Source organism: Neobacillus sp. KR4-4 (assembly GCF_042136325.1).
Taxonomy (GTDB): domain Bacteria; phylum Bacillota; class Bacilli; order Bacillales; family Cytobacillaceae; genus Neobacillus.
On record NZ_JBHHJU010000005.1, the window covers coordinates 81,268 to 94,467 of the forward strand.

The following is a 13,200-nucleotide window of genomic DNA, read 5'->3' on the forward strand; positions in this document are numbered from 1 at the left end:
ATTTACACCTTCTATCAAAATAATTCTCAATGTTACTTTTTTACCCTAAATATAAAACATATATCCTTCTGGCGTTTCGTCATTACTATGATTCGCTAGGTCCTCTAAGGTCGTGTTGTCCAACACATCCTTAATAGCATCCCGAATTCGAACCCACAATTCCCGCTTAGCTGGTTCTTCATCTTCTATCCCTTCCACTGGGGCAATTGGTCCCTCTAATACACGGATCACATCACCAGCAGTAATTTTGGATGGGATGTTGGTTAGAATATAGCCGCCGTATGCACCACGAATACTTTTTACTAAACCCGCATTACGCAATGGGGCTATCAATTGTTCTAAATAATGTTCTGATAAATCATTCGCTTGTGCAATTGTTTTTAATGATATTGGACCCTCGCCGTGCTTTTTGGCAAGTTCAATCATAATCGTTAAACCATAGCGACCCTTTGTTGATATTTTCATATCGCACCTCTATTCGTATCTATAAAATTTAATTTAAAATCCATAGTAATTTGATAGGCATTAATTATATCATATTCTTCTTTAATATGCTTTTTCAACGGAAAATGGTAAAGTAAGGCTATATATAGTTAGATTGTTATTCGAATTTTGGAGAGATGTAATCATGCAGCAAAAGCCTTTAGCGTTTCGGATGCGGCCTAGAACAATTGAAGAAGTTGTCGGGCAGCAGCATTTGGTTGGCGATGGAAAAATCATATCAAGAATGGTGAAGGCAAAACAACTGACCTCGATGATTTTATATGGTCCGCCCGGTATAGGCAAAACATCCATTGCCAGTGCAATTGCCGGCAGCACCAAATATGCCTTTCGGACACTTAACGCCGTCACGAATAATAAAAAGGATATGGAAATTGTTGCCGCCGAGGCAAAAATGTCAGGAAAAGTCATTTTGCTTCTTGATGAGGTCCATCGTTTAGATAAAGGGAAGCAGGATTTTTTATTACCTTACTTAGAAAACGGCATGATCGTCTTAATTGGCGCTACCACCAGTAATCCGTATCACGCCATTAACCCAGCAATCAGGAGCCGCTGTCAGATCTTCGAATTAAAACCACCTACACCCGATGAAGTAAAATTGGCATTACATCGTGCACTCGAGGATGAGGAACGTGGACTCGGAAAGATAAAAGTAGAAATGGCCAATGAAGCCCTGCTGCATTTTGCCCAGGGATCCAATGGGGATGTAAGAAGTTCTCTAAATGCCTTAGAATTAGCTGTATTATCAACGGATAAAGATGAACATGGCATCATTCATATCGATGTAAAGACAGCTGAAGAATGTTTGCAGAAAAAGAGTCTTGTTGCAGATAAAGACGGGGATGGGCATTATGATGTCCTCTCTGCCTTTCAAAAGTCGATCCGCGGGAGCGATGTCAACGCTGCACTCCATTATCTGGGCCGATTAATCGAAGCAGGAGACCTGCCAAGTATCAGCCGAAGATTGATCGTGATTGCTTATGAAGATGTCGGGTTAGCTAATCCACCCGTTGGTGCACGCACGTTAGCTGCGATTGAAACGGCTGAGAGAATTGGTTTTCCTGAGGCAAGAATTCCACTGGCCAATGCCGTGATTGAATTATGTCTGTCACCAAAATCAAACTCGGCTGTTCTGGCTATTCAGGCTGCACTCGAAGATATCCAAAAAGGGATCGTTGGAGAAGTACCTGACCATCTAAAGGATGCGCATTATAAAGGAGCTAAGGAACTAGGCAGAGGAGTCGACTACAAGTACCCACATGACTATGAGAACGGCTGGGTTCCACAGCAATATCTACCCGATCGATTAAAACATAAACAATACTACCAACCAAAGAAAACCGGAAAATTCGAACAAGCCCTTGCAATCGTATACGAAAAGTTAACAAAGAAAAAATAGGGTGTCAGGCGCCATGTGAATTCTTCACATGGTGCCTGACACCCTTTTGTTTTTTATGAGGCCACATCACGTTTCTTAAAGACGGTGAAGGCAAAGAATTGGAATACCGCGAAGTAGATGAGTAACATGATGACTGAGAATGTCATTGACATCCCTTCGACCATAGGTGTCCCTTCTACATATTGCATAAGGTTTGTGTTTGCAAACAAGATGTATTTAGCCCAGCTAAATTTAAGAGACAATAGGACAGTAAATTGAGCCCCTGTGAACAATAAAAATAATGATAAGCCGATGGCTAAGGAACTGTTCCGGAATACAGATGAAATCATGAATGCCATCGTCGCTAACATAATCGTATCAATGGAACTTAATCCGTAATAGATTAACAAGTGAATAACAATCGGTTGTTCCGTTACTTGGCCATTAGAATAATTTAGATATGGAACAGCTTGGTCTGGCATTCCAAAAAGAAGTGCGCCTAGCAAAGCTGAGAAAACAAATAAAATGCCAAGCATTAATAACGCGAACAATAAGACAGTCAAATATTTCGAGATCAATATCTTGCTTCGGTTAATTGGTCGTATTAATAACAATTTGATGGTTCCCCAGTTGAATTCACTGGCGACAATTCCAGCTGAAATGATAATTGTAAATAATCCAGGCAGGATTATCAGTTGGGACGCATCTTTTACAAATGTCCAGACATTATATTTTTCGTGAAAGGGGATATGATGCTTGATACGGTAATCATTTATTGCGATTTCCTCTTTATAAAATTGCTTTTCCAGCTTTGAAGTGCTTTGTTCCATCTGCTTCTTTAATGCGTCATTTTCCTGCTGTAATGTCTGTTCCCAATTTTTATCGATGCTGAAATCTTTTTCTTGATACTTATGAAAGATACCAAAGGCAGCAGTTATTACAACAAGAATGGCGATCATTACATAGGTTCCAGGTCGTTTAAAAATTTTCATCCATTCATTTTTAATTAAATTAACCACGGTTTGGCACCCCCTTTTCGGTTGTCAATTCAAGGAAACGATCTTCTAATGTCTTCGCAACTTCCCTGATTCCATAAACCTGAATATCCTCCGTTACGAAACTTTTAATTAGTGAAGGAATTTGTTCCTTTGGAAGTTCGATCGTTATTCCATTCCTAGAAAGGTTCGCTCGAGCATTGGGATAGTGAACACCAATCAGCTGTAAGGCTTTATCAGCGGGGACTACTTCCAGTTCATGGGTCGTTTCAGAAGCACCGTGAACAAGTTCCTGGACAAGCTGTACATCAATTAAGCGGCCACTTTGGATAATGCCAATCCGATCACACATCATTTCCATTTCGGAAAGCAGATGGCTTGAAACAATCACAGCTAGATTTTTTTCACGTGCTAAGAGACGGACATAGTCGCGGATCTCTCGGATACCAGCGGGATCTAATCCATTTGTTGGTTCGTCCAAAATCAAGACTTGAGGGTCATGTAAGAGGCACTGAGCCAATCCTAGTCTTTGGCGCATTCCTAGTGAATAGGTTTTTACCTTATCGTGAATTCGATCAGTTAATCCTACAAGTTCTACTATTTCAGCAATCTTCTCTTTGGAAATACCATTTGCCATTCTGGCATAGTGAATCAAATTTTGGTACCCCGTCAAAAATTTATACATTTCCGGGTTCTCTACAATTGCACCGATATGACGAACAGCCTCTTCAAAATTAGTTTTAATGCTGGAACCGCCAACCTCGATGTCTCCAGATGTAATCGCCATTAATCCTACGATCATTCGAATTGTCGTTGTTTTTCCTGCGCCATTTGGACCTAAAAAGCCAAATACCTCTCCTTTATTTACCTGAAAGCTAATGTTATCTATGATGGTTCGACCTTTAATTACCTTCGTTACATTTTTCAACTCGACAATTTTTTCCAAACTCTCTCTCCTCACTATGTATTCTCACACTAGTTTATCTTATTCTAGAAAAATTTACCTCCCTAAAACTTCAAAATATAAGAAAAACCCCAAACCAATTAAGGTTTTAGGGCTCCATCAAAAGCTTATTTCTCATCTGATACACGTTGAATTTTGATGCTGCTTAATAATTGTCGCACCACATAGCTTGCCATAATCAAACCAGCGGCTGATGGTACAAAGGCATTTGATGCTGGCGGCATTTGCGCTTTGCGGATGGGTGCATTTTCATTTCCTACTTCTTTTTTAATATCTTCACGAATCACAATCGGGCTTTCATCAGAGAACACAACAGGAATTCCTTTGTGGATTCTTTCCTTCCGCAGTTTCGTACGGATGACTTTGGCAATCGGATCCGTATGGGTCTTTGAAATATCCGCAATTTTAAAACGGGTTGGGTCCATTTTATTGGCTGCTCCCATACTTGAAATAATTGGAATATTCCTTTTTAAACATTCCTTCATTAAATGTATTTTATAAATAATCGTATCTGAAGCATCAACCACAAAATCTAAATTATGGCTAAAAATTTGTTCATAGGTCTCTTCTGTATAAAACATTTTTAAGGAAATAACTTCGCATTCAGGATTAATATCTCGAATCCGCTCCTCCATAATTTCCACTTTCGGCCTTCCAACAGTGGAAAGCAATGCGATCAACTGGCGGTTGATATTGGTAATATCCACATCGTCTTTATCTATTAAAATTAACCGGCCGACGCCTGAACGGGCCAATGCTTCGGCTGCAAAAGAACCGACACCGCCGATACCTAAAACAGCGACCGTACTGTTCTTCATAATTTCTAGGCCTTCTTTACCGATGGCTAGTTCGTTCCGTGAAAATTGATGCAACATGATGTTCACTCCAATTATAAATTCGTTATGTTTCTTTTTCCCGATTAAAAATATATCATACACTCTACCAAAAACAAGCATCTTGATAGGATGAATCAAGTAAAAAGCAAAATAAAACCTCCCGAAATCTCCAGGAGGTTGAGCATTTTGCAATTGAAAAGAGTCCCAATTATGCCGTCACTTTTAACATCCTTAGTTTTGATCCCGCATTCAGCAGGGGGGTGCCCTGTTCCCGAAATTGTAAGTCCCCTTACCCGTATAAGAGTGGGGCATTTACGCAATCAGGAAACTCTAGACTCCCGAATAATTAATGTTCGGTCAAAACTTCAGGCAACGCAACGTACATCTCAGGACTCTTCTTTGTTGCTTTTATAATAGCATATTGAAAATCCGGATTCAAGGATTCATGAAAGCGAATTCCTGCTATTTTTTAACATTTAGTGACAGATGTAATTCCTTCAATTGGGCCTCAGAAACTTCCCCAGGAGCATCCGTTAACAAGCAGCTGGCACTAGCAGTCTTAGGAAATGCAATGGTATCTCTTAGGTTGGTGCTTCCAGCAAGAAGCATAACCAATCGGTCCAATCCAAGCGCGATCCCGCCGTGTGGTGGTGTTCCATATTCAAACGCATTCAATAAGAAACCGAATTGCTCATTGGCTTGTTCCGGTGTAAATCCAAGAATGTTAAACATTTTTTCTTGGATCGGACGCTCGAATATACGAAGGGATCCGCCGCCAAGCTCATATCCATTTAAGACAATATCATAGGCCTGTGCACGGACTTTTGACGGGTCAGAATCTAAATATTCAAGGTCTTCCCTAAATGGCATCGTAAACGGATGGTGAGCCGCGTAATAACGTCCTTCCTCCTCATCGTACTCAAGAAGCGGCCAGTCCGTTACCCATAAGAAATTGAATAAACTTGGGTCAATTAAATCTAAATCCCTGGCCAACTTTTGGCGAAGGGCACCTAAAGCATCGGCTACAACCTTTTTCTTGTCAGCAACAAATAGAAGTAAATCTCCTTCTGTTGCTTCAAGGGTTGCTTTAAGCGCTTGGGCATCCTCTTCTGAGAAGAATTTTGCAATCGGACCTTTTAGCCCTTCAGAATCGACTTTAAGCCACGCAAGCCCCTTCGCGCCATATACAGCAACGAACTCTGTTAAGGCATCAATGTCTTTACGTGAGTAATTGTCAGCGGCACCTTTCACATTGATTGCTTTTACTTGGCCTCCATTTGCAACTGCCGATGCAAATACTTTAAAGCCTGAGTCCTTAACAATTTCAGAAAGATCGACGAGCTCTAATCCAAAACGAGTATCAGGTTTATCCGAGCCATAACGGCTCATTGCCTCGTCATAGGTCATCCGAGGGAATGCCTCAGGCAGGTCTACACCTTTTACTTCTTTCATTAACTTTGTCATCATCTTTTCCATCATTCCCATGATATCTTCCTGGCTTAAAAAGCTTGTCTCGATATCGATTTGGGTAAATTCTGGCTGACGGTCTGCACGTAAATCCTCATCACGGAAGCAGCGTGCAATTTGGTAATAACGTTCAATGCCCCCGACCATGAGCAATTGTTTAAACAGTTGTGGTGATTGCGGCAGGGCATAAAACTCGCCTGGATGAACACGGCTTGGCACTAAATAATCCCGTGCTCCCTCAGGGGTACTTTTTGTCAAAATAGGTGTTTCAATATCTAAGAAGCCTTCTCCATCAAGAAAATCTCTGATTTGCTTGGTCACTTGATGACGCATCTTTAAGGTTTCAAAAATAACCGGACGACGGAAATCAAGGTAACGGTATTTTAAGCGGACATCTTCAGATGCATCGGTTTTATCAGAAATCATAAATGGCGGTGTCTTTGCTTCATTTATGATTGTTACTTTTTCTGCCTGTACTTCAATTTTCCCTGTTTTCAGGTTTTCATTGAAGGTTGCTGCATCACGTGCTACAACAGTTCCAACTATATCTAACACAAACTCGTTACGGATTGTTTCAGCAATTTGCAATGCTTCTTGTGATAAATCCGGATTAAAAACTACTTGAACAATCCCTGAACGGTCGCGGAGATCAATAAAAATTAATCCGCCAAGGTCACGTCTTTTTTGGACCCAACCCTTCAATGTTATTTTTTCACCAACTGCTGATTCTGGGACTTCCCCACAAAAATATGATCTGCCAAACATAATTATCCCCCTCTTAATCCTGTAACTCTTGGAACTGTTTAATAAAAGTTGCTAAATCAATTTCTACTTGCTCACCTGTAGCCATATTTTTTACATTGATTTTATTATTTTTAAGTTCTTCATCACCTAAAACCGCTACAAACTTAGCTCTTAGACGATCGGCTGCTTTAAATTGAGCTTTAATTTTCCGATCCAAATAATCTCTTTCTGCTGAGAAACCTGCACGACGCAGCTGCTGTAACAATCCAACGGTGTAATCCTTCGCTTCCTCCCCGAGTGCGGCAAGGTAACAATCAATGCCTTCGTTACCTGCAAGCTCAATCCCTTCTGCTTGGAGAGCCGCAATAAATCGTTCAATACTTAAAGCAAATCCGATACCTGGTGTTTCAGGTCCGCCAATTTCTTCTGCTAAACCATTATAACGGCCTCCGCCGCATAACGTGGTGATCGCTCCAAATCCTTCAGCATTACTCATAATTTCAAATGCCGTGTGGTTGTAATAATCGAGTCCGCGAACTAAGTTGGCATCGACCTCGAAAGGAATATCCAATTGTGTTAAATACTTCTGTAATTTTTCAAAATAATCCTTTGAAAAATCATTTAGGAATTCAAGAATCGATGGTGCTGTTTTCATCAATTCATGGTCGCGGTCCTGCTTACAATCCAAGATCCGGAGTGGATTTTTCTCAAGTCGATTTTGACAATCATGACAAAACTCACCGATTCTTGGTTTGAAGTGATTGACAAGTGCATCGCGGTGAGCGCCGCGGCTTTCCTTATCACCCAGGCTATTAATAATCAACTTCAGCTTTTTTAAACCCATTTCTTTATATAGGTTCATCGCAAGGGAAATGACTTCTGCATCAATGGCAGGGTCATTACTTCCTAATGCTTCAATTCCGAATTGAACAAACTGGCGAAAGCGCCCTGCTTGTGGACGTTCATATCGGAACATCGGTCCCATATAGTAAAGCTTGACCGGCTGATTAGCCAGCCCGAACATTTTTTTCTCCACATAAGAACGGACAACTGCTGCGGTACCTTCTGGGCGTAGGGTTAGACTACGTTTGCCGCGGTCTTCAAATGTATACATTTCTTTCTGAACGATATCTGTGCTATCGCCAACGCCTCTTGAAAAAAGATCTGTATGTTCGAATATTGGGGTGCGAATCTCTTTATATTGATATTTCTCACAAAGTTCACGCGCTTTAGCTTCAATCAGTTGCCACTTTTCTACCTCTCCAGGTAAAATGTCTTGCGTTCCCCGAGGAATGCTAATGGACATAGTGGAAAACCTCCTTATTTTTTCTTATGTAAGTAGATGGAATTATTACTATTTTCCTAAATAAAAACAAACAAAAAACTCCCATCCCTTGTATGAATACAAGGGACGAGAGTTTGATTAATCCCGCGGTGCCACCCTAGTTGAAGGCATGAACAACATGCACTTCCTCTTTAACAGTTAACGCCTGCTACGTTCTTCTCCTACTAGAGGGTACCCTTTTTCAGAGAGAAGCCTACGGAGTGTTCATTCATTAAGTTCCATGTAGAAATGCTTTCAGCCCAGGACATTTCCTCTCTATTCATGAGTTTGCTTAATTACTATGCTCCATCATTGGTATATCACAATATGTCATTTTATTTAATTAATATTACGGAGCATCGCAGATATTGTCAATAGCCAATTATGATCTTTCTAAATGTTTTTTTAACTTTCTGACATCACCCATTGTTATTCCGAATTCTGATGCGAGTTCAAACGAGGTTGCATGCTGTTCCTTTTGAATAAAATCATGAAAATCAACACCGAAAAGCCGTCCATCCATAGATTGGATGTTCATTCCTTTTTCACTTGCTCTCACTTCTAATCACCTCAGCCTTTTCATCATTACTCATATTATCTCCACCAATCGTGAAAAACTTGCATCCTGATAGGATTTTCTCACCAAATTGGACAATATTAGCAATTTAGGCATGATTTTCAGCTTTTGATACGCTAAAATAATAGAATAGAAAAGGAGGGCTTTATGGTCAAAAAAGGTAGTTTATGGCTATTATCTATTATTCTTATTTTGATAACTTTTATGCCTCATGGTAAAAGTGTGGCAGCAACAGAGTCCATTACGATTTCCACCGATAATGTCAATCTTCGCGGCGGTCCAGGTCTAAGTTACCCACTAATAAAAATTGTATATCGGGGCGAAAAGTATCCGATTGTGAAAGAACAAGGCGATTGGATTGAAATTGAACTTGCAAATGGTCAAACAGGCTGGCTCGTTAATTGGCTCGTCACCAAAGAAACCAATTCGGCTATAAAAACTAATTACGGTATGGTGAATGCTGATACCTTAAATATGCGCCAGGAACCTTCCGCATTAAGCTCAGTTGTTGGGAAACTTACCTATGGGACAAGCGTCACCATATATTCGAAACAAGATAATTGGCTGGAGATTGGTTTTTCAAATGTAAGAGGCTGGGTTATCTCTGATTTTATTGACGTCCAAGCAGCAGGTGACACATCTTCAGGTACGGCAAAAAGGAATGGCTTGATTGGAACAGTAACAGCCGACAGCCTTAGTGTCCGCTCAAATGCCTCATTGAATTCCAACCTTATTGGAACTGTAACTATGGGGCAACGTTTTACGATCGTAGAAGAATTGAATAATTGGGCAAAGATAGAGTACCAGTCTGGTAGTTTCGGGTGGGTAGCCGGCTGGTTTCTCGAGAAAGAGACTTCCAAAACTCAAACTGGACAAACCGTGAAGGAAACTATTATTACGATAATAAATAACGGGACAAATATCCGCAAAGGTCCAGATGTACAGTCAGATGTTATCGAACGGACCAATACAGGTGCAGCATATTCCGTAAAAAGCATCATCAATGACTGGTATGAAGTTAAGTTAGAAAACGGAAGAATTGGTTATATTGCTGGCTGGCTGGTTTCCGTTAACGGGAACAACCCACAGATTAAAAAGCAAGGCGCTGAAGGCTATCTTAAAAATAAAACGATTGTCCTTGATCCAGGGCATGGCGGTACGGATAAAGGGGCAACGGGTGTCAGCGGAACATATGAAAAAGACCTTACACTTCGGACGGCACAACTTTTGTCAGATAAATTAATGGCAGCAGGGGCTAATGTTTACATAACGAGAATAAATGATTCTTACTTACAACTAGCCTCTCGTGTGAATATAGCAAGTTCTTACAATGCGGATGCCTTTATCAGTCTCCATTACGATAGCAATGTTGATCCAAGTACCCGCGGTATGACTGGCTATTATTATCACTCTTATCAACAAGCCCTTGCTGAATCCATTTTTGCATCAACCGTCGGTCAAACGAAAATGACTAGTCGGGGCGTCCGTTTTGGTGATTTCCATGTCATCCGTGAAAATAGTCAAAAAGCTGTTTTAATGGAACTAGGCTATTTAAGCAATCCAGCTGAAGAAATGGTAATAACATCTGCTGGATTCCAAGAAAATGCGGCAGCGGGGATGTTTGATGGACTGGCCCGCTACTTTAAAGAAAATGAATAAACTTCGAAAAAAAAAGGCTCAGCACTTGATTAAGTGCTAAGCCTTTTTATGCTTTACTATCAATAATCAACGTTACGGGACCGTCATTGATTAGTTCAACATCCATCATCGCACCGAAAATACCGGTTTCCACACGGATGCCTTTTTCACGAAGCAAGCTATTAAAAACCTCATAAAGTTCAACAGCCTGTTCTGGACGTGCCGCACCCATGAAATTAGGCCTTCTTCCCTTTCGACAATCCCCGTAAAGGGTAAATTGCGAAACGGAAAGAATTTCACCACCGACATCCATTAAAGAAAAATTCATCTTTCCGTCTTCATCTTCAAAAATACGGAGATTAGCAATTTTATCAGCAAGATAGGCAGCGTCCTCTTGTTTGTCTTCATGGGTCACACCGACAAGCAGGACTAGTCCTTTGGTTATTTCCCCCGTTACTTCCCCAGCAACGGTTACGCTGGCATTTTTACTTCTTTGCACAACAACACGCATTCTGAAACTCCTTAATTCATCATTCGACGTACTGAATAGATATCCGGGATCTGTTTAATGCGTTCGACCACCTTTTGCAAGTGGGCCACATTATGGATGGCAATCGACATGTTTATCGTAGCCATTTTATTCCGATCTGTTTTACCAGAAACCGCAGAAATATTTGTTTTTGTTTCATTTACCGCTTGAAGCACCTCATTCAGAAGCCCTCTGCGATCATAGCCGCTAATTTCAATGTCAACATTATATTCTTTCCGGTCATTTAAAGATGATTCCCATTCAACCGGAATTAACCTTGACTGTGCATCATTCGAATCAATATTCGTACAGTCCGAGCGATGAACAGATACCCCGCGGCCTTTCGTAATAAAACCTACGATTTCATCTCCAGGTACAGGGTTACAGCATCTTGATAAGCGAATCAATAAATTATCGATGCCTGATACTCGGACACCGGATTCCCGCTTTTTCGTTGCTGGGAAAGTCTTTAAATCCGTTATGGCATTCGTAATATTCGAACTTTGTTCCTGATCTCTCTTTTTACGCCATTTCTCAGTTAAACGGTTTGCCACCTGTAAGGCCGTTACTCCATTATAGCCCACCGCTGCATACATATCTTCTTCATTGGAAAAATTAAACTTTTCAGCAACTTTTTTCAGATTGTCTGTAGTTAATATTTCTTTAATATCAAATTCCATATTACGAATTTCTTTTTCTACTAACTCTTTACCTTTATCCACATTTTCATCACGACGCTGTTTCTTAAAGAAGGCCCGGATCTTGTTTTTCGCTTGTGATGTTTGCGCAAGCTTCAACCAATCCTGACTTGGACCGTATGAATGTTTCGAAGTAAGGATTTCAATAATATCGCCAGTCTTGAGTCGATAGTCAAGGGTAACCATTTTGCCATTCACTTTTGCACCTATCGTCTTATTGCCAATTTCAGAGTGAATTCGATAAGCAAAATCAATAGGAACAGAACCAGATGGCAACTCAATTACATCACCTTTTGGCGTAAATATAAACACCATATCGGAAAATAAGTCGATTTTCAATGACTCCATAAACTCTTCCGCATTAGCGGTATCATTTTGAAATTCAAGGATCTCTCTAAACCAGGTTAGTTTTTGTTCAAACGTGGTGGTATCATTCATTGCTTCTTTGCCCTCTTTATACGCCCAGTGAGCAGCAACCCCGAATTCGGCTATCCGATGCATTTCCTTCGTCCTAATCTGAACTTCAAGCGGATCTCCCTTTGGGCCAATTACAGTGGTGTGCAACGATTGATACATATTCGGTTTAGGCATCGCAATATAATCCTTAAACCGGCCAGGCATCGGTTTCCAGCAGGTGTGAATGATTCCTAGGACAGCATAGCAATCTTTAATACTGTTCACGACGATGCGGACAGCTAGTAAATCATAAATTTCACTGAATTGCTTATTTTGCAAAGCCATTTTTCGGTAAATACTATAAATATGCTTTGGGCGGCCAGAAAGTTCTGCTTTAATAGCCACTTCTCCCATTCTGCTTTTTACTTCGTCAATGACATCCTCTAAATATTGCTCGCGTTCGGCCCGCTTCTTTTTCATTAGGTTAACAATTCGATAGTATTGCTGCGGATTTAAATACCTTAATGCTGTATCTTCGAGCTCCCATTTAATCTTAGAGATCCCAAGACGATGTGCCAAAGGTGCAAAAATTTCAAGTGTTTCATTTGAAATCCGACGCTGTTTTTCTACAGGAAGATGTTTAAGTGTCCGCATATTATGCAAACGGTCGGCAAGCTTAATCAGAATAACCCGGATATCCTGAGCCATGGCCACAAACATTTTTCTGTGATTTTCTGCTTGCTGTTCCTCGTGAGATTTATATTTAATTTTCCCTAATTTTGTTACACCGTCGACAAGCATCGCCACTTCGTCATTAAAAGCTGTTTCGATATCTTTTAAGGATACACTCGTATCTTCTACGACGTCGTGAAGAAAACCAGCAGCAACCGTAGCAGGATCCATCTCCAAGTCAGCTAAAATGCCCGCAACCTGGATGGGGTGGATAATGTAGGGTTCTCCCGATTTTCGATATTGTTCACGATGAGCATGTTTTGCGAATTCGTATGCATTTTTTACTAATTCAACATGTTCCTCATTTAAGTAGTTCCGAGTCTTGTCGATGACTTGGTCGGCTGTCAACACTAAATCATTCGCCATGAAATCACCTTTATTTTCGTCTCAATTTATTTATATAAATGTCATTCGCTAAAAA

11 protein-coding genes, 1 other RNA gene and 1 other annotated feature are annotated in these 13,200 nt (G+C 40.5%); of the genes, 2 read left to right on the forward strand and 10 right to left on the reverse strand.

What is annotated here, in order from left to right:
• Positions 1 to 45 precede the first annotated feature (45 nt).
• Positions 46 to 465, reverse strand: coding sequence for a cysteine metabolism transcriptional regulator CymR (cymR, locus tag ACE198_RS07100; RefSeq protein ID WP_251457491.1), 420 nt, complete (start codon positions 463 to 465; stop codon positions 46 to 48).
• A 163-nt stretch (positions 466 to 628) separates the two neighbouring features.
• On the opposite strand from cymR, the gene ACE198_RS07105 reads away from it, so the two are divergent.
• A complete protein-coding gene (locus tag ACE198_RS07105; RefSeq protein ID WP_375375081.1) occupies positions 629 to 1,900 on the forward strand; it encodes a replication-associated recombination protein A in 1,272 nt (423 codons plus the stop codon).
• A 53-nt stretch (positions 1,901 to 1,953) separates the two neighbouring features.
• Here the strand turns inward: ACE198_RS07105 and ACE198_RS07110 are convergent, their stop codons facing one another.
• The 7 genes from ACE198_RS07110 to ACE198_RS07140 all read right to left on the reverse strand — a co-directional run bounded on the left by ACE198_RS07110 (position 1,954) and on the right by ACE198_RS07140 (position 8,768).
• Complete coding sequence (locus tag ACE198_RS07110) at positions 1,954 to 2,898, reverse strand: ABC transporter permease (RefSeq protein WP_375375082.1); 945 nt, start codon at positions 2,896 to 2,898, stop codon at positions 1,954 to 1,956.
• Positions 2,891 to 3,820, reverse strand: coding sequence for an ABC transporter ATP-binding protein (locus tag ACE198_RS07115; RefSeq protein ID WP_251457499.1), 930 nt, complete (start codon positions 3,818 to 3,820; stop codon positions 2,891 to 2,893). The genes ACE198_RS07110 and ACE198_RS07115 overlap by 8 nt, the downstream gene beginning before the upstream one ends.
• Positions 3,821 to 3,945: 125 nt before the next feature.
• A complete protein-coding gene (locus tag ACE198_RS07120) occupies positions 3,946 to 4,713 on the reverse strand; it encodes a tRNA threonylcarbamoyladenosine dehydratase (RefSeq protein ID WP_251457502.1) in 768 nt (255 codons plus the stop codon).
• 158 nt (positions 4,714 to 4,871) lie between these two features.
• A non-coding RNA gene (gene ssrS, locus ACE198_RS07125) (6S RNA) lies at positions 4,872 to 5,070 on the reverse strand.
• Positions 5,071 to 5,136: 66 nt separating this feature from the next.
• Positions 5,137 to 6,906 (reverse strand): aspartate--tRNA ligase, encoded by a 1,770-nt coding sequence (aspS, locus tag ACE198_RS07130; protein ID WP_251457505.1) that lies wholly within the window; start codon positions 6,904 to 6,906, stop codon positions 5,137 to 5,139.
• A 13-nt stretch (positions 6,907 to 6,919) separates the two neighbouring features.
• Positions 6,920 to 8,191 carry a histidine--tRNA ligase gene (gene hisS, locus ACE198_RS07135; RefSeq protein WP_098575600.1) on the reverse strand — a complete coding sequence of 424 codons (1,272 nt, stop codon included), beginning with the start codon at positions 8,189 to 8,191 and terminating at the stop codon, positions 6,920 to 6,922.
• Between the two features lie 98 nt (positions 8,192 to 8,289).
• Positions 8,290 to 8,531, reverse strand: a binding site (T-box leader).
• Between the two features lie 60 nt (positions 8,532 to 8,591).
• The gene (locus ACE198_RS07140; protein ID WP_186328577.1) at positions 8,592 to 8,768 is read right to left on the reverse strand and encodes a hypothetical protein; all 177 of its coding nucleotides are present in this window, start codon (positions 8,766 to 8,768) and stop codon (positions 8,592 to 8,594) included.
• A gap of 165 nt (positions 8,769 to 8,933) precedes the next feature.
• On the opposite strand from ACE198_RS07140, the gene ACE198_RS07145 reads away from it, so the two are divergent.
• Positions 8,934 to 10,445, forward strand: a complete 1,512-nt coding sequence (locus tag ACE198_RS07145; protein WP_375375083.1) for an N-acetylmuramoyl-L-alanine amidase family protein — start codon at positions 8,934 to 8,936, stop codon at positions 10,443 to 10,445.
• A gap of 46 nt (positions 10,446 to 10,491) precedes the next feature.
• On the opposite strand, the gene dtd is transcribed toward ACE198_RS07145, so the two are convergent.
• Both dtd and ACE198_RS07155 read right to left on the reverse strand, forming a co-directional pair.
• Positions 10,492 to 10,935 (reverse strand): D-aminoacyl-tRNA deacylase, encoded by a 444-nt coding sequence (gene dtd, locus ACE198_RS07150; protein ID WP_251457512.1) that lies wholly within the window; start codon positions 10,933 to 10,935, stop codon positions 10,492 to 10,494.
• A gap of 11 nt (positions 10,936 to 10,946) precedes the next feature.
• Positions 10,947 to 13,145, reverse strand: a complete 2,199-nt coding sequence (locus ACE198_RS07155; protein ID WP_098575603.1) for a RelA/SpoT family protein — start codon at positions 13,143 to 13,145, stop codon at positions 10,947 to 10,949.
• Positions 13,146 to 13,200: the final 55 nt, after the last annotated feature.

Excerpts from the sequence above, each read along its gene's own strand:
- cymR (WP_251457491.1), bottom strand. The coding sequence starts at position 465 with ATGAAAATATCAACAAAGGGTCGCTATGGTTTAACGATTATGATTGAA.
- ACE198_RS07105 (WP_375375081.1), top strand. The coding sequence starts at position 629 with ATGCAGCAAAAGCCTTTAGCGTTTCGGATGCGGCCTAGAACAATTGAA.
- ACE198_RS07120 (WP_251457502.1), bottom strand. The coding sequence starts at position 4,713 with ATGTTGCATCAATTTTCACGGAACGAACTAGCCATCGGTAAAGAAGGC.
- aspS (WP_251457505.1), bottom strand. The coding sequence starts at position 6,906 with ATGTTTGGCAGATCATATTTTTGTGGGGAAGTCCCAGAATCAGCAGTT.
- hisS (WP_098575600.1), bottom strand. The coding sequence starts at position 8,191 with ATGTCCATTAGCATTCCTCGGGGAACGCAAGACATTTTACCTGGAGAG.
- ACE198_RS07145 (WP_375375083.1), top strand. The coding sequence starts at position 8,934 with ATGGTCAAAAAAGGTAGTTTATGGCTATTATCTATTATTCTTATTTTG.
- dtd (WP_251457512.1), bottom strand. The coding sequence starts at position 10,935 with ATGCGTGTTGTTGTGCAAAGAAGTAAAAATGCCAGCGTAACCGTTGCT.
- ACE198_RS07155 (WP_098575603.1), bottom strand. The coding sequence starts at position 13,145 with ATGGCGAATGATTTAGTGTTGACAGCCGACCAAGTCATCGACAAGACT.